This window comes from Rhodohalobacter barkolensis, assembly GCF_002834295.1.
GTDB lineage: Bacteria > Bacteroidota > Rhodothermia > Balneolales > Balneolaceae > Rhodohalobacter > Rhodohalobacter barkolensis.
Genome location: NZ_PISP01000001.1, coordinates 1591783 through 1616495, shown reverse-complemented (window position 1 = coordinate 1616495; position 24713 = coordinate 1591783). Strand labels below are relative to the sequence as shown.

General features: G+C 41.3%; 25 protein-coding genes. 7 read left to right on the top strand and 18 right to left on the bottom strand.

The window, feature by feature from the left end; genetic code table 11:
* Positions 1–62: 62 nt before the first annotated feature.
* The 3 genes from CWD77_RS06815 to CWD77_RS06805 all read right to left on the bottom strand — a co-directional run bounded on the left by CWD77_RS06815 (position 63) and on the right by CWD77_RS06805 (position 3384).
* Positions 63–1544 (bottom strand): pectin acetylesterase-family hydrolase, encoded by a 1482-nt coding sequence (locus CWD77_RS06815; RefSeq protein ID WP_101072675.1) that lies wholly within the window; start codon positions 1542–1544, stop codon positions 63–65.
* A 1122-nt stretch (positions 1545–2666) separates the two neighbouring features.
* Positions 2667–2924: a hypothetical protein gene (locus tag CWD77_RS06810; protein WP_101072672.1), complete on the bottom strand. Its 258-nt coding sequence runs from the start codon at positions 2922–2924 to the stop codon at positions 2667–2669.
* Positions 2925–3009: 85 nt separating this feature from the next.
* On the bottom strand, positions 3010–3384 hold the full coding sequence (locus tag CWD77_RS06805) for a hypothetical protein (protein WP_101072669.1): 375 nt from the start codon (positions 3382–3384) through the stop codon (positions 3010–3012).
* A 142-nt stretch (positions 3385–3526) separates the two neighbouring features.
* Between CWD77_RS06805 and CWD77_RS06800 the strand changes: the two genes are divergently transcribed.
* Together CWD77_RS06800 and CWD77_RS06795 are read left to right on the top strand one after the other, a co-directional pair.
* Positions 3527–4111: a pyridoxamine 5'-phosphate oxidase family protein gene (locus CWD77_RS06800; protein WP_133120197.1), complete on the top strand. Its 585-nt coding sequence runs from the start codon at positions 3527–3529 to the stop codon at positions 4109–4111.
* Between the two features lie 135 nt (positions 4112–4246).
* Entirely contained in the window at positions 4247–4609 is a 363-nt protein-coding gene (locus CWD77_RS06795) for a DoxX family protein (protein WP_101072663.1), read from the top strand.
* Positions 4610–5230: 621 nt separating this feature from the next.
* On the opposite strand, the gene CWD77_RS06790 is transcribed toward CWD77_RS06795, so the two are convergent.
* Positions 5231–5581 carry a DoxX family protein gene (locus tag CWD77_RS06790; protein WP_165779091.1) on the bottom strand — a complete coding sequence of 117 codons (351 nt, stop codon included), beginning with the start codon at positions 5579–5581 and terminating at the stop codon, positions 5231–5233.
* 847 nt (positions 5582–6428) lie between these two features.
* Between CWD77_RS06790 and CWD77_RS06785 the strand changes: the two genes are divergently transcribed.
* On the top strand, positions 6429–7238 hold the full coding sequence (locus CWD77_RS06785) for a GNAT family N-acetyltransferase (RefSeq protein ID WP_101072658.1): 810 nt from the start codon (positions 6429–6431) through the stop codon (positions 7236–7238).
* Between the two features lie 398 nt (positions 7239–7636).
* Here CWD77_RS06785 and CWD77_RS06780 read toward each other — a convergent pair whose 3' ends face one another.
* On the bottom strand, positions 7637–8794 hold the full coding sequence (locus CWD77_RS06780; protein ID WP_101072655.1) for a Na/Pi symporter: 1158 nt from the start codon (positions 8792–8794) through the stop codon (positions 7637–7639).
* A 327-nt stretch (positions 8795–9121) separates the two neighbouring features.
* Between CWD77_RS06780 and CWD77_RS06775 the strand changes: the two genes are divergently transcribed.
* The gene (locus CWD77_RS06775) at positions 9122–9856 is read left to right on the top strand and encodes a phenylalanine 4-monooxygenase (RefSeq protein ID WP_240596687.1); all 735 of its coding nucleotides are present in this window, start codon (positions 9122–9124) and stop codon (positions 9854–9856) included.
* A 34-nt stretch (positions 9857–9890) separates the two neighbouring features.
* Here the strand turns inward: CWD77_RS06775 and CWD77_RS15535 are convergent, their stop codons facing one another.
* Positions 9891–10034 carry a hypothetical protein gene (locus tag CWD77_RS15535; protein ID WP_165779090.1) on the bottom strand — a complete coding sequence of 48 codons (144 nt, stop codon included), beginning with the start codon at positions 10032–10034 and terminating at the stop codon, positions 9891–9893.
* Between the two features lie 199 nt (positions 10035–10233).
* Here CWD77_RS15535 and CWD77_RS06770 point away from each other — a divergent pair, with 199 nt between their 5' ends.
* On the top strand, positions 10234–11220 hold the full coding sequence (locus CWD77_RS06770; RefSeq protein WP_101072653.1) for an L-lactate dehydrogenase: 987 nt from the start codon (positions 10234–10236) through the stop codon (positions 11218–11220).
* Between the two features lie 433 nt (positions 11221–11653).
* On the opposite strand, the gene CWD77_RS06765 is transcribed toward CWD77_RS06770, so the two are convergent.
* The 7 genes from CWD77_RS06765 to CWD77_RS06735 all read right to left on the bottom strand — a co-directional run bounded on the left by CWD77_RS06765 (position 11654) and on the right by CWD77_RS06735 (position 15931).
* Positions 11654–12133: a hypothetical protein gene (locus CWD77_RS06765; RefSeq protein WP_101072651.1), complete on the bottom strand. Its 480-nt coding sequence runs from the start codon at positions 12131–12133 to the stop codon at positions 11654–11656.
* Between the two features lie 82 nt (positions 12134–12215).
* Positions 12216–13337: a trans-sulfuration enzyme family protein gene (locus CWD77_RS06760; RefSeq protein WP_101072648.1), complete on the bottom strand. Its 1122-nt coding sequence runs from the start codon at positions 13335–13337 to the stop codon at positions 12216–12218.
* A gap of 274 nt (positions 13338–13611) precedes the next feature.
* Positions 13612–14067 (bottom strand): OsmC family protein, encoded by a 456-nt coding sequence (locus CWD77_RS06755; protein WP_101072646.1) that lies wholly within the window; start codon positions 14065–14067, stop codon positions 13612–13614.
* A complete protein-coding gene (trxA, locus tag CWD77_RS06750; protein ID WP_206017959.1) occupies positions 14054–14386 on the bottom strand; it encodes a thioredoxin in 333 nt (110 codons plus the stop codon). Before trxA ends, CWD77_RS06755 begins: the two co-directional genes overlap by 14 nt.
* A 15-nt stretch (positions 14387–14401) precedes the next feature.
* Complete coding sequence (locus CWD77_RS06745; protein ID WP_133120195.1) at positions 14402–14647, bottom strand: hypothetical protein; 246 nt, start codon at positions 14645–14647, stop codon at positions 14402–14404.
* Between the two features lie 139 nt (positions 14648–14786).
* Positions 14787–15410 (bottom strand): Crp/Fnr family transcriptional regulator, encoded by a 624-nt coding sequence (locus tag CWD77_RS06740; RefSeq protein ID WP_101072641.1) that lies wholly within the window; start codon positions 15408–15410, stop codon positions 14787–14789.
* Positions 15411–15472: 62 nt separating this feature from the next.
* Positions 15473–15931 carry an SRPBCC domain-containing protein gene (locus CWD77_RS06735; RefSeq protein WP_101072638.1) on the bottom strand — a complete coding sequence of 153 codons (459 nt, stop codon included), beginning with the start codon at positions 15929–15931 and terminating at the stop codon, positions 15473–15475.
* Between the two features lie 202 nt (positions 15932–16133).
* On the opposite strand from CWD77_RS06735, the gene dat reads away from it, so the two are divergent.
* Positions 16134–16988, top strand: coding sequence for a D-amino-acid transaminase (gene dat / locus CWD77_RS06730; protein ID WP_101072636.1), 855 nt, complete (start codon positions 16134–16136; stop codon positions 16986–16988).
* A 299-nt stretch (positions 16989–17287) separates the two neighbouring features.
* Positions 17288–17734 carry a TraR/DksA family transcriptional regulator gene (locus CWD77_RS06725; RefSeq protein ID WP_101072633.1) on the top strand — a complete coding sequence of 149 codons (447 nt, stop codon included), beginning with the start codon at positions 17288–17290 and terminating at the stop codon, positions 17732–17734.
* Between the two features lie 108 nt (positions 17735–17842).
* Here CWD77_RS06725 and CWD77_RS06720 read toward each other — a convergent pair whose 3' ends face one another.
* From CWD77_RS06720 to CWD77_RS06700, 5 genes are all read right to left on the bottom strand, one after another.
* A complete protein-coding gene (locus CWD77_RS06720) occupies positions 17843–18061 on the bottom strand; it encodes a cold-shock protein (protein ID WP_069130789.1) in 219 nt (72 codons plus the stop codon).
* 206 nt (positions 18062–18267) lie between these two features.
* Positions 18268–21066 (bottom strand): phosphoenolpyruvate carboxylase, encoded by a 2799-nt coding sequence (gene ppc, locus CWD77_RS06715; protein WP_101072631.1) that lies wholly within the window; start codon positions 21064–21066, stop codon positions 18268–18270.
* A gap of 166 nt (positions 21067–21232) precedes the next feature.
* Positions 21233–22948: a Na(+)/H(+) antiporter subunit D gene (locus CWD77_RS06710; protein ID WP_240596685.1), complete on the bottom strand. Its 1716-nt coding sequence runs from the start codon at positions 22946–22948 to the stop codon at positions 21233–21235.
* The gene (locus CWD77_RS06705; RefSeq protein WP_101072626.1) at positions 22941–23153 is read right to left on the bottom strand and encodes a hypothetical protein; all 213 of its coding nucleotides are present in this window, start codon (positions 23151–23153) and stop codon (positions 22941–22943) included. Before CWD77_RS06705 ends, CWD77_RS06710 begins: the two co-directional genes overlap by 8 nt.
* On the bottom strand, positions 23150–24637 hold the full coding sequence (locus CWD77_RS06700; protein WP_101072624.1) for a monovalent cation/H+ antiporter subunit D family protein: 1488 nt from the start codon (positions 24635–24637) through the stop codon (positions 23150–23152). Before CWD77_RS06700 ends, CWD77_RS06705 begins: the two co-directional genes overlap by 4 nt.
* Positions 24638–24713 lie beyond the last annotated feature (76 nt).

Here is a 24713-nt window from a genome sequence, read left to right as displayed (position 1 = left end):
AATGAACGATAAAATCGAAAGTAGAAGTGGTATAGTGCTATACATTGTATTGCCTCTTTTGATTATTTATAAATGTTTAGCTGTGTATCAATTTCATTTTCAACCTGCTCTATAAGTTGTTTTATATCCTGAAAGGTTCTTTTATCTTGATTGTTAAATTCCACAATGATTCTATCATCGGAATCATATGCTCCAATTCTGTCTCTGATCTCATAGAGAAACAAGTAGGTTACCGGAAAGCTACCCGGTCCACCTTCTTCATCCATTGTTGCTTCAACCAGGCTGCAACGCAAGCTGTAGGATTCGCTGGATTCTGAGCAGTCGCGATTATTTTCAAAATCATCCTCCGAATTCCATTGCTCTTCACCGGATAATAGATTTTTCACTTTTTCAATGATTCGTTGATCTGCTGCTGTATATCTGAAATCAGGACGTTCGCAATTTTGACAATGGACGCTCTCCACGGAATGTCCATCTAAAATTTCTTTCACCCAGTCCCTGAATAACATTCCATTGGCCCGGTACGAATAAAACAGTGAGCGATTAAAAACCGTGTGTTCTCTGCCGCCAACCATAAAGGACTGAAATTCGGGATCACTGTCACTAATATCACGTCTGTTCTTTTGAATCAGAGCTGAAATATCGGGATCCTCAGTTTCCGCCAGTCTCAGGAAAAAGCGTTGAACATGGTCATTGGCCTGGTCTACCTGGTACAATTCCAGGTTCTCCAATTGCTGATTAGCTGCTGAGGTATAAAGTTTTTCAATACCGATATTTTGGGAGCTGAGATTGTTGAAGGCGTCATGGTTTTCATATGTTTTCTCCATATTCCAGGAGGTTAAATCCGCTTTTTCTGTAGCCGATTTCCTGAAGGCCCCTGCGGCATCACCGATACCTATTACACGAGCTTCCGGATAGTAATTTGCGATGATGTTTGCATAGAATGGAGTCGCCAGACCTCCGGCGCTGCTTCCACTCACAACGACTGTTTCAGGTTTGTCCACATTTTCATAAACCCAGTTTAATACTGATCTGCCATTTTGATACCCTTTGTGATGGACGGTAACGGTTTTTTCAGGTTCATCTTCAACTTGATAATGATAGGTAGCCACGCTGTCGCCCAGAACCACATCTCCCGTGCAGGTCGGTGCGTATACTATCGTATAATCATTAAATGGATTTTCGGGATGGGATAGATTAAATATTCCCTTCTTATTTTGAGGGTCATTGTTTGCCAGATTATAAGCGTATGGAGTAGGATCTGTTTCAGTATCACACTGTTCCCCTGTCCAGCATGCCCCACCACCGGTAAAGTATACTAATAATTTGTCCGGGTTACCCTCCCGTGTGTAATACTTAAACTCTGTTCCATCGGCACATGAGGTTTCCCCGCCGGGTGAATGAACATCCCACTGCCCGGAATGATCATTTTGAGGGGACTGAGCATGACCGGATTGAAGTCCCGTAAGGGCTGTAAAAAAGAATAGGGCGAATATAAAATTTAATGGTATCTCTCGGCTTAAATTTTTAGCTAAAAGAATCATAATTAGCTCCCACTTTATTAATTAACGGATGAGCTGTCTTAGATTTCAGGAGATTAAATCTTCTTGATTTTATATAAAATCAACTAAGCCAAGATATTGGATAATGTCAAGTGAGTTGCTGGAAATGCCGTTTTTTTGATATTTATTCAAAAAGTTGGGCACATGGCATACTTATAGTTTGTAGAAGCTGGTGTTTTCTTAAAATTTTTTCTCAATTTTGTTTACATAAATCGTTGTTATAGAAACCAATACTTAACTAAGGGTTTAAGCCTCAAAAATATCAGCATAACACATATTGTCTTTGAAGGAAGCATTATACTCAAGAGTCAATTCATCTCTACAAAAAAGTGAATACAGTCGTTTATTCTCTTTTCTCAATATCACATGTATATGTGATTGTTTATCAATTATGCATATCTATTTTATATAGAGACAGGGTATAAACATATTTCAGGGTACTATTATGAAAAAATATTTGGTACAGTTATCAATAATATTTGTTGCCGGCTTGATGCTTTCAGGTTGCTATACCAACTTCAACGCAACGTCTTATGATGAAAGTCTCAAAGTATCATTATCTGAGGATAACCGGGTTGAGATTTACGGCGCTTATTACTACATAGATTATCCAACCAAACATTGGTTTAGCTATCACGGGATTGATTTGGCAACTGATCGAAATTTTTTGAGATCCTTTCATTTCAGCTATCATCATCCGACAAGCAGTTACTTTTACTCCCCATTTACATCTTCATATTTCTTCAACTATCCCGGTTATTCAAATAATTTTTTTTATAGAAGCATAAGGGAAAACCAAGCTCATAACTTCTACAGTCAGTATTATCCGCCATACTATTCAAACCACTATATGTATAGCTTCTATTACAACAATTGGGCAAAGTGGTACTATTGGGATACGGCTTTTCCCAACTATAGGGACGGTATTCATTCATATGGCAGCAAAAATATGTCGCAGCAAGGAAACAATCACAGAACTACAGGACTTTCACGCAGCGATGTTTTCGTTTTAACATCTCGAGACAGGATTGTTCCTCCAGTTTCAGTCGAAAGGGTAACCGCTCGTGACAGAAATGAGTACAATCGAAGTAAATTAGACGATGATTACAGAGAGCGTCTTAACAGGAATAGATCACTGCATTCAATGCATGGAAATTTTAATCGCAGTAACGGTTCCAGTAGATATAATTCCCAAAGCAACCCTTCGAACCTAACGCGTTCTTTCGAACGAGTAAACAGGTCAACTGTTAGCCGGTCGTCGGAAAGGTCTGCTACAGTGAGGAGATCTTCAAACAGAAACAGATCATCAGAGAGCAGAACAAGATCATCGAGGAATAACTCTTCATCGTCCAGCAGTAACAATAGAAATTAGCAGATTATAAATCTATGTTTCTAATTTTCACATATAGTTCGAGTGAAAATTTCTACAGAGTTTAATCGTCTGATTTTACTCAACTGAAAGACGTTGCAATCCCCACAAGATAATATAGGCAGCAAGTAGAGCGACTGCTGCGAAAAGCAGTGCGATGAGCGGCATTGGCGGACCCCAGACTAATGCTGAAAGTCCGGCTGTTAAAACCAATGAAAAAATCCAGGCCACCCGAATGAACGAGGCCCATTTTTTCAACACAAAGTAGGTGGAAACGGTTAAAAAGCTCAGAACTCCGCACAGGAGCTGTACAACGGTCTCAATGTGTTGTCCAAGGGTATTGGAGTGAGAGAGCTGATGCACCCCGCCGGCGATGGCCCACCACGTAAGAATCAGAAGAAACAGTATGATGCAGATCAGCAGAAGCCAACGGATGATACGTTTAAGATTCATTGTTTAATTTTTGAGGGGTTATGTTTGGCAGCCATCGGTCGGAGCCGTATCTGAACTCAGTGCGCAATTCTATTGTAGTAAGATGAAATCATCTGTTAGCTGCAATATCTAACAAGTCGATTGAACCAAAAAATAGAATCCATTGAGTAAACAATTTGTCGTAACTCCCGAGATGACATTAGCTGAAGCCTGGGAACGTGTATTAGCACGGATTAATGAGGCCGTGACCGAAAGCGGGCATCCGTTTCGGTATGTGACGCTTGCCACGGTTGATAAAAATAACACACCTCAGCAGAGAACGGTCGTGCTGCGAGATTTTGCAAAAGATCGAATGTTCACGATTTATACAGACAGCCGGTCCGATAAAGTCTTTGAAATCAGGGATAATGATTCTGTGAGTCTTCTGTTTTATGATGATGAAATAAAGCTGCAGCTCAGAGTTTCAGGCAGCGCATCTGTAGTGAAGGCAGGGGAAGAGTATAAACGAAACTGGGACACCCGCGGAAGTAAAAGTCCGCACTCATACACGTCCGTCATTCCGCCGGGAACAGTGATAAAGAGCCCGAAAGAGGCTTATCACTGGCACCTCGAGGGTTCACCGAACTTTTGCCTGATCAAAATAGAGGCAGAACGCATGGAATTTCTGCAGCTGGATGGCGTAAAGCACATCAGGTCGGAGAAGATTATGGGTGATAATGAGGATACAGAATGGTGGATAGCGCCTTAGCTATTTCTTTGACGAGTTTGAACGGTTCATCTATTCAATCGGTTGAACTGCAAAGGGGATGGTGGTTTATAGACTTTTTTGAGCGACCTTTCAACCGATACTTAACAGTAATATTGAAATAAAAGGGATTTGATTATGGAATTTGTAATGATAGCACTAAAACTGATTGTTGGGTTAAGTATACTCAACGTGTGGCTTGTCCGGTCAAAAAAATCCACGGCCTGGAGAGGCGGTGATGCGAATGATATCAAAGAGGAGTTCAAAAACTATGGTCTGCCAATTTGGTTTATGTATGCGGTGGGCACAGCTAAAGTTGTTTTGGCTATTCTTCTTATCGCCTCTATTTACTATCCGCAGGTTGAAGCCGTTGCCGCATTCGGGATTGCTTTTCTGATGCTGGGAGCCGTATCCATGCACATAAAAATCAGTGATCCGCTCAAAAAATCACTGCCTGCCTTTACATTCCTGGTGCTCTCTCTGGTGATAGGGCTTTTATAATATATTAAGCCCCAAAATTCGGGGTTTTTCCTATTTATATACACCCTTGGTGACTTTGTGTCTTCGTGACCAACTTACATTTATCTGCCACGGAAGCACAGAAATTCCAAAATGTATTGAGTTTACTCTGCGAAAATCCGCGAATTCATCTGCGAAACTCTGCGAGAAACCAAGACGCTGTCAGGATCTCTGAACGCTGACAGGTCTTCTATTATAAAAACCCATTTATGGATTGTACACACGAACGCGGGATTTATCCCTGCGAGAATTTTGCAGGCTCGCATAGAACGCCTCTTACCGAGATAAATATTATTCCGTAGGAATAGCCTGTTTTTAGAAAGATGAGTGGATTAAAGCCATCACTCCATAGGAGTGTCCTTTCTGTTTTGTGCTATTTATCTCGTCCTGTGTAGCAGGAAGCTCCTAAGGAGCAAATCCCATATAACTTATTTAATGCTATAAACAGGATACTCCTCCGGAGTTGATTTAATGCGTTACACATCTAATAACAAACATCCCTCAGCGAAACTCTGCGAGAAACCAAGACGCTGTCAGGACCTTTGAACGCTGACAGGTCTTATATCGCATTTTCTACAAAATTCATTTAGCATGCAATCCAATTTACCAAAGCTTAAAAAATCCCACTGTCAGCCACCCGTTGATCAGAATAAAAATGATGGATGGCATAGCCTGAAGAATACTGTCTTTTATTTTAATTCGAACCAGGAAGGCCACCAGCATCATGGCAGTAAAGCCGGCTGCAGCAAGGAGTCCAATGACAGGAATTATCAAGCCCGCAAGCACCCCGGCTGATCCTGCAATTTGCAAGATCCCTGTAAACTTTCGCTGTGAATCAGTCATGCCGAACCGCTTAAATTCATCAATCATTAACTGTGAATTCAGGGATTGAAAACCGTAGAAAAGAAAGAACAGGGCGTTCAGGATTAATCCGAATTGAAATGTAGTGGTCAAGCGTCTGTCGATTAGAAGGTTAAAACAAACATTAGGCTTTTATATATCCCTGTTTTTCTATGAGTGAAATCAGAGTTCATACTCAGTGCCGGGTGTTGACAGCAGAAGCTTCTTCGAGTGAGATTCGTTCGGGTTGATGAGGTAATTAATTAGAAGATGAAACTTATAAACCAAAAGATGTAAATAGCAGGAACATAAGTGACAATAGAACCTTATGAAAAGCCCTTTGTAAAGGTTAATAGAAAAAGTTCCAGTTATTCTTATTCCTTAAAAATCAGATAACCAAAAACAGGTTTAAAAATCTATATGAATCGGTTTTAAAAATGTATGCATTTGCTAGTAACATAGATGAGTTTTTTAATAACGTTTTTGAAATACGAACTATAATCTGAGGAATTACCTAGTAAAGATTGTCAACCTAAAGTACCTGCAAGCCATTTATTTTATTGGTTATGGGGGGGGGATGTATTCTGCTAAATATAGTGGGATATTTTGCAGTAATGGAATAGAAAAATCAATTTTATTGATGTTAGCTTTAATAGCAGATGCTCAAGTCAATTTGAAACATAAAGTTTGCAGTTGATCCTGTTAAGGTTGTAACCGCCGCCAATACGGTAACTGTAGTGCCAAGAATTCTGTCAAGAGTTTTAAGTAAATAAATCGTCTAACTCGGCCTTAAAAAAAATGATATTTGCGGATAATCAGCGATTGCATCATCGATTAAAAGTGGTTGGATAGGCCCTTTACATCTGCATAACAAAAATGTTACAATGAGCTTTTCATAAGGATACTTTTTCTTTACCTGCCATCTCGATATTTGAAAAAGAGTAACGAACTATTTGCAGAGATGGTAATCAACATAAATAATCTGAAAAGTTGGGACAGCGGAAAGGAAGCCCAAAATATATTATTCAAAAATGGGTCATTTATTGTTTTTGTAGCAAATAAAACAAACGAAATAGAAATGGCCCTCAGGCTGCGCTATGATGTGTTCTGTGAGGAATGTGAGAAGAATTTTGTAGATAGAGCACCCGAAAAGATGGATACCGATTTTTATGACACTCAATTCCATCATTTGCTGGTATTCGATAAAAATAATGGATTGCTTGCCGGTACATATAGACTCCAGACCTACGAAATGGCTAAGAAAGGCCTGGGTTTTTATTCTGAAAATGAATTTGACCTGAATATGATACCATTGCCATTACTTAGAAGATCTGTTGAAGCAGGAAAGGCTTGTATTCGCAAAGAGTATAGAAACAGCAGAGTTCTTTTTTTGCTATGGAAAGGGGTTGCAGCTTACATGAGGAGTATGAAGAAGAGTGTAATTTTCGGTTGTTCTTCTCTCTTTCTGAATGATTACAGTGAAGGCTGGAATTTTTACAGGCAGTTAAAGAAAAATGGCTATTGCAGTTCAGATTACATGATTCCGGTTCATGCAAATTATGAAATTCCACAGCCTCCGGATTTTAGACACTTGATGCAGGATGCAATTGAGGCGCCTGTTCTCTTTCAGAAATATTTGGAAATTGGATCAAAAGTGGCCAGCTATCCTGCATTTGATCATGACTTTGGCTCCGTCGATTTCCTAACCATATTAAAATTGACAGATATCAATAGACTCTTTCTCAATTTCGTAAGACGCGATATTTTTTGAGTTTCATCATTCAGTTGTATGTATTTTTTTTATACCTGCTGATTTTTGTTTTTTTTTCAAACAATGAAACCCGTGCGATATATGATGAGACTTTGTCATATAAAAAGCAGCAGGAATCCGATAGCTTTTCCCACCTACTCGTTACTGTATGTTAATTTTTAGAAAAGGATTTAAAAAATAAATTAACGATTCCATAAAAGTAAGGGTAGGGTTGATGCGGTATCTTTTGGTCTAAAAGTTGATCTTAAAAGACGTAAAACGAAATTGTTCATGTGTCTCTCATAATCTGAGGGATGTTCGAGGTTTACAAGATCAAATAAAAAGATCTGGATTCAATATATATTGTTTAATCTGTCTTGAATAAGAAAAGTGACAGTTATGAATACAAAGATTCCTCTTTAAAAGAATACTCTTGAAATACCCAATACAAGAAGAGGTACTAAGAAGAACAGAGTGACGATATAAGCACCAACAAACCACTTATTTTTTTGAGTTGCGGCCGCCATATTTTCTGCCAGTGCAGGTGGAATATTCCTCAAGAAGGGTATGGAATAAATGAGCGAGATGGCAGTAAGGTTAAACAGCATATGTACCAGGGCAATTTGAAATGCCAGAATAGCTGTAGTACCGGTGATAGCTGTAGCCGCCAATAATGCAGTTACTGTAGTTCCAAGGTTCCCGCCAAGCGTAAATGGATATACCTGTTTCATGGTCATTAATCCACTGCCTGCCATTGGCACGATGAGGGCTGTTGTTGTAGATGAGGATTGAACCAGTATGGTAATCAAACTGCCTGCACCTATCCCGGAAATAGGACCGCGTCCCACAGCCGAATTCATAATTTCAAGTGCTCTGCCGGTCAGCAGTTTTTTTAGGATTTTTCCGACAGTGTGGACAACAAATAGTATGAGCGCAATACCGGTTATGATAAGTATAATTCCCTGCCAAACACCTTGAATGATCGATGATGCTGCTGTCAAAAGATTTACAGTAGGAGATATCGCCAATGAAATAAAGTTGAAGCTGCTTAGGTCAGCACCTGTGGCCGTGATCTCAGCTGCAAAAAAACCTGCAATCCAAAGTGACGCGTTTTCAAGGGGGTGAAATATAAGTTCCAGCGGCAAAAGCAAAAGAACCGCGAGAACATTGAAACTGTCGTGAACAGTTGCAGCTGAAAAAGCTCTTTTAAACTCTTCGCCGTCCCTAACATGACCAAGGCTTACAATTGTACTGGTCAGAGATGTGCCAATATTTGCACCCATAACCATTGGGATGGCCATCGATAACGGGAGTCCGCCGGCAACCAGCCCAACAATAATGGATGTAACCGTGCTTGAACTTTGAATAGTGGCCGTTGCTACGATGCCAATCATCAACGAAATGACCGGATTTGTAGCGAATGAAAAGAGTTCAACTGCGGCTCCACCTGAGGCTATTTCAAATCCATCGCCAATGATGGATACTGCAGCAAGAAGAAGATAAATGAGCAACAGTACCTGAACCCATTTGATAGCGGGGTTAATGTATTCACCACTTTTTTTTGGAGACTTTTTCAATCGAGTTAATTTAGATTTTTTGACAGTGATGATTTCCCACTGGCCTCTTTAAATATTAGGAAACCACTGTTAGGAAAATGTTATCTAAATGTTAAGCCGGATATTTAACAAGAGGAGGGATTGAAATATTGTTTAAATCGGGTTAAAAAATGAGATAATCAGAGTTCTTCGATTACTGTGTACTTCAAATGAGTTGCGACAATCTAAAACGAGGTTCAAAAAAGATCTTAAGATTTTAGATTAAACCGGAACGAATGAGGTGCATTTCTATTTGTTATTCCTGTTTGATCAATTATGAATCTATTAAGACTATATATTTATCTACAGATGGAAAAAATGACGCAGGACTACAGTAAGTACACCGACGAAGATCGTAAGGTTTGGAAGACACTCTTTGAGCGCCAGCAGGCAAATCTGCCCGGGAAAGCGCATCCTGAATATCTGAACTGCCTGGATCAGCTCAGTGATGTTTTAAATCCGGATGAAATTGTCAATTTTGATAAACTGAATGAATATCTGATGGCACAAAATGGTTGGTCGGTTGTGGTAGTGCCGGGACTGATACCGGTGGATGATTTTTTCAAACTGCTTTCTGAAAAGAAGTTTTGCTCCTCTATATGGCTGCGAAAAATGGACCAGCTCGACTACCTCGAGGAACCGGATATGTTTCACGATATTTTTGGCCACATCCCGCTGCTGATGAACTCAGATTACGCCCGCTTTGTAGAAGAGTTTGGAAAGCTAGGTGTTGAATACGGCCACAATAAAATTGTAGAGAAACAGCTGCAGCGCCTCTATTGGTTTACAGTAGAATTTGGTTTGATAAAGCAAAACAAAGGTACACGAATCTACGGTGCCGGAATTATATCATCGGCCGGAGAAACAGATCATATTTTTGAGGATGACATCGAAGTTCTGCCCTATAAAGTGAATAAGGTGCTCGAAAACGACTTTATAACCTCTGAGATTCAGACTCGCTATTATGAGATTGAATCCTTCGAAGAGCTCTTTAACTCCGTGAAAGAACTTGAAGAATCCCTGCAAGAAGAAGTTAGTGCTTAAAAATTCAGCCGTTTGAATCTGACAAGGCTATAAATTATTTGTCGTCATCTTTATCCCGACCATAGCCCGGCCTGGTATGAGAGGGGGGGTCACTGGCCGGAAATGTTTTATCGAGCTCTTTGTCCAGCTTGGTTTTCTCTTTCTTTTTTTCAGGCTCTTTATTTTTTTTCTCTTCCATGACGTACCACTATTTATTGGGATTTATACCATTCTATTATATATACATATTACATTTCATCATCATTCAATTTATTAAAAAATGATTACACTATATCATTGCTTACTTCTACCATGATTACATAGTTTGAACGGATGTCATATGCAAAGAGTTTTCCTATTTAACTAACATATTAGAAACACTCACTTGAATTCACATCATGAAAAAGCAAGAAGATCGTAATCATCAGAAAGGGAGTTCGGCCTGGAAGTCCCGAAAAGTTGCAATCGTTGGGGCAGGGGCTGTTGGCGCTACATTCGCATATGCAATGGCACAAAATGGAGCAGCAGATGAAATCTGCCTGATCGATCTCAATAATGAACTCTGTAAAGGGCAGGTTCTGGATTTGTCTCACGGACTGCCCTTTTATCCCACAATCAATATTTATGCAGGTTCGGAAAAGGACTATGCAGATGCGGATGTCATTGTAATTACGGCCGGTGCAGCTCAGAAAAAAGGAGAGACACGCCTGGATCTGCTGAAGAAAAACAGCGCCATAATTGAGGGAATAGTGGATCAGATTACTGCTCAGGATTCAAAAGCTACCATAGTGGTGGTAACGAATCCGGTAGATATCCTTACAAAAATTGCGCTCGAACGTTCCGGGTGGGATCGCAGCCGGGTGATCGGCTCCGGGACGGTATTGGACAGTTCACGTTTTAAATATTTATTAAGTGAATTTTTTAATGTTTATGTAGGGAGTATTCACGCATATATTTTGGGAGAGCATGGCGACAGCGAGTTTGCGGCTTGGTCAATGGCTAATATTTCAGGCGTTCAACTCGATGAGTACAGTAAGCAGCTGGGAATAGATAATTGGCCGGAAAAGAAGAAGGAGATTGAACTGGAAGTTAGGGATTCTGCATATCATATAATCGATTACAAAGGCGCTACAAACTTCGGAGTTGGTCTCGCATTGGTACAGATTGTGGGAGCGATTCTTAAAAATCAGAGGCGGGTTCTCACGGTTTCATATCATCTTGAGGGTGAGTATGGAATCAGCGATATCTGTCTGGCCACACCCTGCCTGATTTCACAAAATGGAGTGGCGTCAATTATTGGAACGGAGCTGACGAAAGAGGAACAGGAGAAACTGGTTAACTCAGCAAATATCTTGAAGCGCGAGTACTCCGAACTGAAACGGTAGTTTGTTTCGGCTCGGTAGCAGTCAGAATGGTTATTTGTTTTGGGGACGATACACGTTCGGAGACAAGAATTTATTTATATATGAGTTACGCAAGATTAGTAAATTTTTTGACTGGCTCAGAAATACCAAAACTCACTGTTTTTTGAGATACAGGCACAAAAAAAGGGATTGAGGTGTTCAGCCCCAATCCCTGAAATATTATTGAGAAGTGTGCTCAAGCACTTCTCAAATTTACTCTTGTTTTGTGTATCGTGGTTCTCTGCATATAAGACACAGAAAAGAGAGAACCCTTACAGTTATTTTTTTCTTTTTTAATCGCATATATTTGTTTTAAAAAACTAATAATAACAAAAACTTATACTTAATATTAAATTAAGTAAATTTGAGATAGATTATTTATTTCTCAAAAAATAACCACAATTGAGAGCACAGATTATTCCTGTATTGAAAAGTCCTGATTGAATGGGTTGACTTCACCTTTTTCAGTTACTTGTATAGCGGGGTAACCGGTAGAAGAGTGGCAGTTATTGCATGCCTGAATCATGACCATATTTCTATCCATAACCCGATCCCAATCTCCTGACTCTACAGCATCTTCCAAATCTTTAATAGTAGGTTCCAGCATTGTTTCTGTCAATTGTCCCACAGGTTGGTCGTGGTAGACGAGATCTGCTTCGACAAGCTCTTCGGCAGCTTCCTCAAGTTCATGGATGTAGAAATTGAGCAGTTCTACATTCTCATTGTCAACGGCGTATGAAATTTTATGGACAACCGACTGCATGAGAGTCATGGTTTCATAGAGTGATGGATCTTGAAGATCCCGGACCTGATTTTCAAGATTGGTCACTTTTACCCATAGAAAACCGCTGAGTATTACAAGAAATATACAGATAGCTGTTAACGCTTTATTCATGGAAAAGTATGTTTTTAAAATGTTTTAATTTGATTGATCAGATCAAAATAAACAATGCTTTATAAATTCAGAAAGGAAACATCTACTTTCCCAAAGCATGGTCAATATCCTCGATGATATCATTGGGATGTTCCAGTCCGATACTCACGCGGATTAGGTTTATGGGGGTCACAGATCCTTCACCCTCACTGCTCTGGCGATGTTCCCATGTACTTTCAACTCCACCCAGGCTTGTTGCTCGCTTAATGAGCTTGGAGCGTCCCACTATGGCAATGGCCTCTTTTTGATCAGTATCAACAAGGAAGGATACCATTCCGCCAAAACCCTTCATCTGTTTTTTGGCAATCTCATGTCCGGGATGGGAGGGAAGCCACGGGTATATTACCTTCGAAACTTTTGGGTGATCATTCAGGAATTGGGCCACTTTTTCAGCATGCTCATTATGTCCTTTCATTCGGTAAGCAAGTGTGCGTGTACTTCTGCTCAGCATCCAGCAATCCTGAGCAGAAGGAACCGCGCCGCCCATTCGCTGAATCAGTCGGATCTGTTCAAACCATTCATCCTTCTTTTTTGCAATAAGGGCACCACCGAGAATGTCGCTGTGACCGCCAAAGTACTTTGAAGTTGAGTGTAGAACGAGATCAACACCCAATTCAAGGGGAAGCTGGTTGACGGGAGTGGGCCAGGTATTATCGGCCACGGTTCGTATTCCGTGTTTTTTTGCGAGGCGTGTCACAGCGGTAATATCGGTAATTCGCATCAGTGGATTGGATGGAGTTTCAATCCAGATTAACTGCGTATTCTCATTGATATGATCTTCAATATTCTGAAGGTCCGTCATATCAATAAAGCTCGATTTAAGCCCCCATCGGCTCATGATTTTGTGAATCATTTTGCGGTTACCGGCATAAATATCCTCCGGGACGATAATGTGATCACCCGGTTTCAATGATTGCAGAACCGCCATTCCGGCCGCTATGCCCGATGAAAAAGCGGCAGCAACTTCGCCACCTTCCAGCGTGGCAATTAAGTGTTCAAACTGATTCCGATTCGGGTTTCCAAGCCGGGTGTAGTGAAGGTCTGAATCATCGCGGCCCTCGGCATCAATTTCGTAAATCGTACTGGGAGAGATTGGCGGTATGATCGACTTAGAAGGATTTTCAATTTCCAGTCCGGCGTGTATGGCTTTTGTTTCGAATCGCATAGTGTTCAGTTTTTTAAATGAAATTGAATTCCCCCTTTGAAGGGGGACAGGGGGATGAAAAATGATTTAGTAATGGATTAAATCAATATCAGAAATAATGATGGTTTTTAAATGCCACGGAAGCACGGAAATTTAAATTCCATTCCATACTTCCGTGGCAATCCCAAAAGATTTTCTCTTAAAATAGTAAACCAAAGACAAAAAAATTGCAGGTCCTTTTCAGAACCTGCAATCCAATAACCACAACCCTCTTGATGAATAGTGTTTAAAAATTTCAAGCAGGTATTTTAACGGTTACAACAGGTTCAAACAGAACTTTCGATTTAATGGATCGGGTAATCAAGCAGATCTCCTCGGCCTTTTCGAGAAGGCGAAATGCCTTTTTCTCTTTCGACTCATCACTGATGGTTAAAATCGGATTCAGTGTAATTTCACTCATTACAAACTTGCCGTTTTCATCCCTGCTCATTTTACCTGAACTGTTGATCCTCAGATCCTCAAACTCAAATTTTGAATACTCTGCAACAGCGGTAAATGACGTCATAAAACAGCTGGATACCGACGCCGTAAAAAGGTGTTCGGGCGACCAGATCCCTTTAATACCGCCGGGAAATTCAGGCGGAGTGGCAACTTCAATGGTTTCGTCCAGACCGGGTGAACTCATTGTGCCAATCCGCCCTTCCTTCCATGCAATGTTTACCGCATAGTTATGCTCTTCATCGCTGCTCATATTCAGCTGTTTTTTGATTGATGATTTGCTCAAGTTGAGGGGTTCGTACAACTCCTGACTGCTGCCAGAGAATGTCTCCGTTTTTGAAAAGAATCAGTGTTGGAACTCCGCGAACCTGGTATTTGATGGCCGCCTGAGGATTTTTTTCCGCATCGATCTTGATGATATTAATGCTATCACCCAATCGCTTCTTCAGATCGTGAAGGATGGGGCCCATCATTTTACAGGGTCCGCACCAATCGGCGTAAAAATCAACCAGAACGGGGGTTTCACCTTTAATAATGTCGTTAAAGCTCATCTGTTTTGTTTCTGTACTCATGTCAATATCTCAGTTTTATTTAATCTCTTCATATTCTACGTCTTCTATCTGATCGTCAGAAGCAACGGCTCTTGGAGCGCACTGTCCGGCCATGCAACCTGTATTGGTTACGGCTTGAAACAAAAAGAAAATGGAGAGTGCTCCGGAGAGTGATGCATTGTGTACAAGCCAGTTGTAGCCCAGTACCAATCCAAAAGTGAGTGCAACCCAACGCATGGGGTGCCAGTTTGTAAATATCTGTTCAGATAGATTTGAAAACATAAAGTGATTTTGTGTGGTTATTCTCTATTGTTAACAGTATACAGAGCCGGCCTAGATGATATTTCTTACATAAGCTTCGGACTTAACTGTTAACGAGAATTAAAATACCGAGAAGAAAAGCGAAACTCAGTTACAAATGTTACAAAAGGGTGATTTTATTCCGGCTGAGCCTGACCAGGCCGTTGCTCTCCATCTGTTTAAGAAGTCGACTGATCACAACGCGTGCAGTTCCCAGTTCGTTGGCAAGTTCTTCGTGGGTAATTTTAATGGATCGTCTGCCACTCACCTCACCCTGTTTTTGAAGATACTGAAGGAGGCGCTCATCCATCTTTTTAAAAGCAACGGCGTTCACCACGTCCAATAGCTCCTGGAACCTCTGGTGATAAATTCTGAAGATATAATCGATCCACTCGGGATGTTTTTTGGTGAGTAATCCCAATTTTTGAACCGGAAGCATTAGTACTTCACTATCTTCATTTGCCACAGCCTTCAATTTATTGGTTTCGTTATACAAACCATTCAAAACAGACATGATGCAGGTATCTCCCTCTTTGAGATAGTAGAGGAGGAGCTCCTTGAATTCATCATCTGACTGATAAACCTTTACACTTCCTTTCAGAATAATTGGGATCGCACGAATTGCCGTATTCTCTTCAAACAGCACATCTCCTGCTTTTAACTTCTTAAGCTGACCATATCTTTTCAGATCGGATATGAACTCCTCAGAGGCCTGAAATTCAGCAATTTTTTCCAGTTGATTCATTAGGGCATTTTTTAAGATTCTGAGTTAAGATAACAGAGAAAGGTTGAATCAACCACCGAAATTTAAGCAGAGTTGTTTTTTGTCGCTTTATATTTTTGTTCGCACCGTTCCTTTAGAGCAATATTCATACGCTTGAACCCTCTTTCGGTTTTTTGCAGAACACCTCGCATCAATGGAACAATAAGACCGCTGAAGGATTCACCATGATTTACAGCAGTGCTTCCGTTGGGGAGTTTGGTTAGAATAAAATAGTGCTCACCGTCGAACAGACCTTTTACCATCACTTTGCCTCTCCATCGAAACTCTTTTTGATCATCAGACTTCAGAACGCTGGGTTTGAAAGTTACGGGTCGGCCATCTGGTGGTTGAACAGTTACAGAGATTGATTCACCTTTCACAGGTTTACCCTCAATCGATTTGATAAATGGATTCCAATCCGGATAGTCCCGGAAATTCATCAATGTTTCCCAAACAATTTCAGAAGGGGCATGGATATGAATGATAGTATTGATCTCTTTCATAAAGGAGAGCAGATTTTTCAAAAGTGAGAACGATTAGAAAATACTACGATTTTTATAGCTCATTGTTACAGTTCAATTGTCGAGTATGTAATGATATTTAAAACGGCTCCACTTTTTATGTTTAAAAGCCTATTTTCTAAACTTCGAATTTGTGTTCATCTACAGTATTTCCTATTAAAATCTCAATCAGTTTTATACAACTATGCAAGTATATCTAAACGGATCTTTTATTGAACAAGAAAATGCGGCTATTTCCATTGCTGACCGTGGCTTTGTATTTGGCGATGGTGTGTATGAAGTAACCAGAGTTGTGAATGGATCATTCTTTCAGGAGAAAGAGCATTTGGATCGTTTGGATGAAGGTTTGAAAGGTTTGAAAATTAAATTAGATCAGGAACTTCGTAATCGAATTCCGGAGCTCAGCAGAGAACTTCTTCAAAGAAATGGTCACACTGAAGGAGAGGCGACAGTTTATTTACAGGTGACCAGAGGAGCTGCATTTCCAAGAACTCATACGTTTCCGGATCCTGAAGTACCGGCAACACTTTTCCTGTCATCAGGCCATTTTAAACCGCATAATGAGCTTCACGAAAATGGTGTTAAAGTGATTACGGTGCCTGATGTACGCTGGAGCCGCTGTAATCTGAAAACGGTGAACCTTTTGCCAAATACGCTTGCTAAACAGCAGGCAAAGGATGCCGGTGTAAACAGTGCAATTATGATTCGTGATGGAGTGATCACAGAGAGTCCGAATGCCAACATCTTTGCTGTAAAAGATGAAACGTTATATACATTTCCTGCTTCAAACTATATCCTGAATGGAATTACGCGTCGTGTGGTGATCGACATTGCCGAGGGACTCAATATTCCATTGACAACGGAACCTGTACGTCTGGATGACTTATATGAACTGGACGAGATCTTTTTTACAGGGACAACAACAGATATTCAACCCATTATTGACGTGGATGGCCGGGCCATCGGTGGCGGTAAACCGGGTAAGATTGTAAGAGCCATACAGGCGGAGTATAAAAAGAGACTGCATGGCATTGCATAAACGTGCCAAAAATTCGCATTGAATTTTTTCCGAGTTTGATGGTACTGCTTTCATCTGAACAGATCCGTATCTGTTGGTCTGCTCATTTTTCATTTCTGTTTAAAAGGGATCATTCATTGCAAGGGTAGTATATGACATACATCAGGGATTGAAGTAGGTCAGATCCCCACAAAGTTTGCATCCGATACTCTTTCACCTCAACACTGCATAGGGTTTTCCCCGATTTTGGGATATAGCTTATTTAGGTATTCTGTTTATAGAACAATACAGTAAAACTTGAATGACAAAACCCCAAGACAATGAAAGCAATCAATAAATTTCCCGAAACAACTGAAGAACTTAAAACGAACCTCTCACCGGAAGAACTTGCTTATTTTGAAGCGATCATATTGAGAAAGAGAGAAGAAGCCCAGGACGAGCTGGAGTATTTACAAAATCAAATAGAGGATATTCGTTCATCTGATGATGATGATGCATCATCCTTGACTCACCACATGGGAGATCTTGGCAGCCGTGAAGAGAGTTTGGATTTGACATACCGGCTAATCCAGAGAAATCGCAAATATATCAATGAGCTAAACAGAGCGTTGGTACGTATCGATAACGGAACCTATGGTATCTGCCGTGCTACCGGTGAGCCAATTGAAAAAGGACGCCTTGAGTTTGCTCCGCATACAAGGTACAGTATAGATGCAAAAAATAGAGGTTTAGACAAGAAGAGAGCCGCTTTTGCACAGATGAAGTGATTAGAGAGATAGGTGCCCGGTTAGGGGTTCCGGGTACAAAAGAAAAAAGCCCGTTCTGAAAAATCAGAACGGGCTTTACTATTTCCGGTTACCCGGAAAATTTATCGCTTATTCGTATGTAAGGCTGTTTACATCAACAGCACTAAGTCCTTTAGGAGTCTCTTCTACGTCAAACTCGACCTCTTCTCCATCTTCCAAACCTTGGTTAGGAGCTAGGTTATTTACATTATTTCTGTGGACGAAAATGTCTTTGCTTCCGTCGTTAGGTTTAATGAATCCAAATCCTTTTTCAGCATCAAACCACTTAACTGTTCCTTGTTGTGTCATTGTATTGTATTGGTATTATTAGTCACCCAATAAAGGGTATTTCAGAAGAGTAGAGTTGAATTAACGCGTCAGTCTCAAGAAAGGCTTACCGGGTGTTGTTATATTGTGTTCTATATTATAAGGGTTTTGTTATCCAATGTCTATTATCTGAGAAAATCTTTTTTTGTATAAGGGAAGGCAGTTGAAAACCTTCCCTTAGATATTGATTATCCCGTACTCTGCATAGCCGCTGCAACCCCGTTGATACTTAGGAATATCAGTTGTTTAAGTTGTTGCAGCTCCTCTTCACTTTCTGCACTGTCTTTTCTGTTCAACAGTTCAACCTGAATAAGATTTAGCGGATAGGTGAAGATATTTCTGAAAGCAATAGAGTTTTGAATGACTTTCCGGCTGTCGAGAATATCTTCCTGCTCCGTTATTTTCAATATAATCTCCCTGGACTTCTCAAAATCTTTGATAATCCGTTCGTGGAGTCGCTTATCAGATCTCTCGCTATACATTTGCGAAGTAAGCAGATGTGTTCGGGCTATTTCTCGCTGGGCATTATCGACAATGGTACCGAAAAAGCTCCACTCCTTATACCACTTTTTAAGGAGATCCATCGTTTCCGGTTTCTCCTCCAGAAGTTTTTCGAGAGACGCACCCAGACCGAACCAACCCGGTACATTATATCGCACCTGTGTCCAACCGAAAACCCAAGGGATTGCTCTTAGATTTTCAAACTGAAGGCCTTTTTTTCCACCTCTCGAAACCGGACGGGAAGCAATGGGTAAATTACCGATATGCTCCACAGGAGTGATTTTTTTGAACCATGGCCAAAACTCTTCGTCATCGATTAAGTCTCTATACGCCTTCATCGAACCCTCGGCTATCCGGTTCATGATCGATTCGGTTTCGTCGCCCTCAACAATGGGTTTCTGGCCTTCGCCGGCTGTAACCCTTGCAACGGCATTCACAATCTGTTCGAGGTGGCGACGCGTAATTTCCGGCAGTGAGTATCGAAAGGAAATAATTTCTCCTTGCTCGGTAAATCGAATGCGTCCATTATTACTAATTGAGGGAAGCCCCAATATAGCACGATTGGATCGGCCACCGCCGCGACCTACAGACCCACCTCGACCATGGAATAGTCTGAAGTCAATCTTGTTTTCCCGAAGAACCTCACCCAGTTCGAGCTGAGCTTTTTGAAGAGCCCAGTTGGCCATCCAGTACCCGCCATCTTTATTACTGTCTGAATAACCGAGCATAATTTCCTGAAAATCGTTTCTTGCTTTAACCTGCTCTTTATACACCGGGTTTGAAAGTATGTTTTGCATCTGTTCGGCACTTTTGTCCAAATCCTCAATGGTTTCAAACAGCGGAACGACATCGATTTCACTTTCAACTTTTCCATTTTCCATTCTCCAGAGACCGGTCTCTTTGGCAAGAAGAACAACCTCAAGCATATCACTGACACCATGTGTCATACTGATGATATAACTGCCAAAAGAATTTTCGTCCAGCTCTTTTAAAGTGATAATAAGCCGGAATACATTAAGAATTTCCTCGGTAGGTTCACTCAGTTTTGCATTTACCGGCGCGAGCGGTCGTGGATTACGAAGCTCAGACATCAAAAGGTCCACTTTTTCTTGCTCGCTTAACGATTCATAGTCGGTATGAACATTAGCAGCAGATAACAGTTCACTAACGGCACTTTCGTGGCGGCCACTGTGCTGGCGGATATCAAGTGCTGCCATGTGAAAACCGAACGTTTTAGCCCGAATTATGAGATCATTAAAGTCTCCAAAACGGGCTACGTCTTCCAGACCCGACTCTTTTAAAGAGTCAGCGATTAACTCTAAATCTTTTCCAAAATCTGAGGCTCTGTATGTTGCTGATGCCAATATCTCTTGTTCAGGCTGATCCAAATCATCCAGCATGTTTTGCAGCCTGTGCATAATGTGCGTGATCTTTCTGCGAAACGGTTCATTCTTATATGGCCGCTTGTATTGCTCACTTAAAGGAACATCCTGTTCATCTTTTTTAAGCGATTTCTGCAGTTTTTCCGGAACTTCAACAAAGTTTTTGGACACTGATAAATATCGGCGAATCATTCTGAGGTCTCTCAGATAGAGTTTCAGCGCTACACGTCTGTGATAGATTAGTGTTTTCCACGTAACGTCGCGGGTTACATTTGGATTGCCATCACGATCGCTTCCTATCCAAGAGCGATATCTCAAAACGATTGGCAAATCCGGAGTTTTATTGTATTGCTGAGAAAAAGCAGACCGGATGTCATCATAAAGTCTTGGAACTGTTTCCCAAATGGTATTGGAAAAAAAGAAGAGACCGTTTTCAACTTCATCTTCAACCGTGAGACGTTCCGGGCGTACCTCATCGGTAGAGATCAACAGAGCAATTTCATTGACTACCTGATGCAGATAAGCATCTTTTTCGTTGGGAGTAAGGTTTTCATTTTCTAACAGGTTAATTTTGGAAGTTATACTTTCCTGTTTGTAAAGAACACTTCTGCGACGCGCCTCTGTTGGGTGAGCTGTAACCGTTGGCTGAATATCGAGCTTTTTAAATAATTCGAGTGCTTCATCGTAGCTCATCTCTTTTTCTTTGAAATATCGCAGTGCGTCGGCTATACTTTCAGCTCTGGGATTTTCAACATCAATGGTTTTAGAACGCTCTCTGTTTATGCGGATAATCTCGTGCTGTTCAAGAGAGTTTACGAGATGGAAAAATATTGTAGTAAGCCGTAAAAGTCCTCTGATTTCGTCTGATGACAGACTGTTTATTTTTTCTACCAGCTCCCGGTTTGCTTTCCCTCCATTTTGATCGAGAGCGGATGCTGCCTGATCCGGTAGGTTGGCTGCCAGTTCACGAAGCGGTTCTTTATCGTTGTGAACAAGATAATCTTCAAGAAGTGCCGTCAGGGAGGTTAGTTTACCCGTTAGTGGTTCACTGATATTAGATTTTTTTGCATAGTGCGCAATCGTTTCTTCCCATTTCATATTCATAGAAAATTCCCTTTCAGTAAGATTAAATAGTTACATGATGTTGCTTGCACCGGATCCACAATCCGGCCAATAAGTGGAGTATATTTACTCTCAACTCACTGTTTTAACAATTTATTTTATGTTGTCAGTCCGGCCGACTCATAACAGTTTGCCGGACTTCTTTTTCTCATGTAAGGTAGACGAGCGAAAACACCAATATTGTAAATAGAATGAAGCTCATAATGACTTCCATCGACGGGCTGTAGCGTGAAGCTACATTTTTACGATCTGTAAATGGATTGAGCCATAACATCGGATTTTTAAATTTTTTGGTCAAAAACCCGGCAATATCCCAGATCTTCTCTTCAACCCGATCGTAGAAATTATCAACTCCGTGAACAAATACTCTGCGTGCTGCCGGTGTTGCTTTTCTATAGAACCAGTCCACATCGAGCGCGATAATCAACTCTCCTGCAAGTTTCTTACGGAGTAACCAGAATCCTGCAAAAGTCATTAAACTGATCTGAGTGACTTCTACAAAGTGATAGATGGTAAACGGATTGTAGTCTGCATCAAATGGCAGATACATGTAAAGTGCCTGCGGATAGAGGCCGTAAAAAATACAGGCAAAAGCAGCCATCCCCATTCCGATATACATATTTTTCGGAAGTGGCTTTACCTCAATGTCGTTGTCCTCTTTTCCAAACCAAGTGTAATAGGGGAGTTTCAACCCAACACTGAGGAATGTACCCACGGAAGCGAACAGAAGCATCAGCATAGCTGCTTCATTATGAGCATATCCGGCGGCGCTGATGGTCATCGATTTACTGATGTATCCGTTAAACAGAGGCAATCCGGAGATCGAAAATCCCCCGACAAGGTAGAGTCCCAATACGTAAGGCATTTTTTTAGCAAGACCGCCAAGGTGTACAAGTTTGGATGTGCCTGTTGCATAAAGTACGGCCCCGGTACTCATAAAAAGGAGGGATTTGTAAAGAATGTGGCTGTATGCGTGGGCAGTAGCTCCATTCAGAGCAAGGTCTGTACCGATACCGATACCGCATACCATAAATCCCACCTGGCTGATAATGTGATATGCGAGAATTTCCCTGATATCTTTACAGATTACCGCGTACACAACACCATAAATAGCCATAGCCGCACCAAACCAGATGAGTAGCTCCCAACCCGGAAAGACCCGTATGAGTACATAAACTGCAGATTTGGTCGTAAAAGCACTCATAAACACCGCACCTGTAACAGTTGCCTTCGGGTAGGCATCCGCCAGCCAGGTGTGAAGCGGAATTACAGCCGCGTTGATGGATACACCAATCAACATCATCACATTACCGATTGTATACTCTTGAGCGAGTGATTCAACTAAAAGAGATCCGGTATCCATATAGTGCCAGAGAATACCACCAAGCAACAGTCCTCCTCCCAATACGTGATAGATCAGATAGCGCATACCGGCTTTATCTGAAGCCTCATTCCGATTTGCCCAGATGAGCCACGTTGAACTGACGGCCATCAGCTCCCAGAAAATGATGAGTGTGAGCAGATCCCCGGCAAACGTAACGCCCAGTGCACTTCCGGCATAGACCAGCGCATTAACCTGTTGTCCTAAATCTTTAATGTGCCATGCGTAAGTGCCGGCTACAAAAGCTGTAATTGCAAAAATGATTCCGAAAACCCGACTCAGTGCATCTACTTCCATCACAATGAGCTCGAAATTACCCAGAGAAGCAGTTACGGAATATCCGTCCGGCCGGGTAATCACAAAAGCGAGTGCAGCAATTGGGAAAAGTAAAAATGCTGAACTCCGAAATTTTTCAGGCAGTAGTGCAAGCAGTACTGCTCCGATAATTAAAATGACACCCGGTATGGTTAAAAGCTCAATCATAATAGTTGATGTCGCGGTTTACAATGTTTTTGGCAATAAATTTGGCAAAATAGATGATGACGATACAGCTTACAAAGCCAAAAATGGCGTAAAAAGCAGGAATTGAGTTCCACCAATGGCTGTCGTAATCGGCCAGAAAGGTGAACTCAAAAACCAGAGTTACCAGAAATAGAATACCTAATATGATCCAATGCCAGTTTTTCATGGTGATGGTGAATTAAAGAGTGATTCGCTGATTTGTGCTGCGAGATCAAAAAAGTTGAAAAAGAGATTTGGGAACAATCCAAAGAGAACAGAAAGTGTGGCAGTAATTACAATAGGAACAACCATAAACGGTGATGCCTCTCCATATTTTTCCAGTCCTTCACCTTTCTTGAAATAAGCCCGGTGAATAATTGGAAAAAAGTACCCGGCATTTAATAGTCCACTCACAATCAGGATGATGACCGGAATCATCATATCTCCCTCAAGAGATCCGGAGATCAGGTAGAACTTACTTAAAAAACCGTTGATGGGAGGGATGCCAGCAAGCCCCATCGATCCAACTACAAAAGCACCCATCGTCCAGGGCATCACTTTTGCAATTCCATTTAAATTGCTGATTTCTGTTCGGTGCAGATTGACAATGATGGCTCCGGCGCAGAAAAAGAGAGTAATTTTCATCGTTGCATGAGCGGCAATGTGCATGATACCACCTTGAATTCCCAAAGGAGTCAGCAGCGCGATACCGAGTACAATGTAGGAAAGGTGACCAACCGTAGAATATGCAAGACGTCGTTTCAAATTATCTTGTGCAAAAGCTATCAAGGATGCCAGTATGATGGTTGCACCGGCAAGTACGATGATAATATCATTTAAACCGTAATCGGCCATTACATCTACTCCAAAAATGTAGCCTACAACCCTTAGTACAGCAAATACACCGGATTTTACAACAGCAACGGCGTGAAGAAGTGCACTAACAGGGGTTGGGGCAGCCATTGCTGCAGGAAGCCAGCCGTGAAGCGGCATAATACCGGCTTTAACACCCACGCCACCCAGAAAGAGAATGAACATCACCAGAATCATGTGATAAGGGATATCTGCATCAGCAAGAATTCCGCCCGGGGTAAAATCTAATGTTCCGGTGTAGTAATAAACCATTCCGGCTGCAGCAATCAGAAGGAGTCCGGCTGTCAATGTAAATGCCAGATATTTGCGACCGGCTTTAATGGCATCATCCGATTCCGTATGAATCACAAGCGGATAGGTTGCCAGTGTTAACAGTTCGTAGAAAACAATGAACGTGAGCAGGTTACCGGAAAATGCAATTCCAATCGTTGCCGACAAACAGATTGCAAAACTTGCATAGTATCGGGTCTGCTTATGCTCCTTGTGTCCTCGTACATATCCAATGGAGTAAAACGAGGTGAAAATCCATAGTCCGGAAGCAATAACAGCAAAGAATACACCTAACGGATCTGCATTCAGTGCAAATGGAAGGCCGGGAGCCAGATCAAACAGATGAAGTGCAACGCTTTCCCCTCTTAGGGCTGACGGAAGGAGTGTCAGTACCAGTCCAAACTTGACCACAGCGGCCAAAATTGTCCAAAACTCTCTCAGGTTCGGTCTCGACGAACTGAACAGAATGAGCGGAACCGCTGCAAGCGATGCTAAAATAGCTAATAAAGGTACAAGCGTAAGATCCATCTATCTTTGTTGTAATTAATTTCTTTAAAAACTCTGTGAATCTGTTTTAGAGTTTTGTGAAAATGTGTGATTTAAA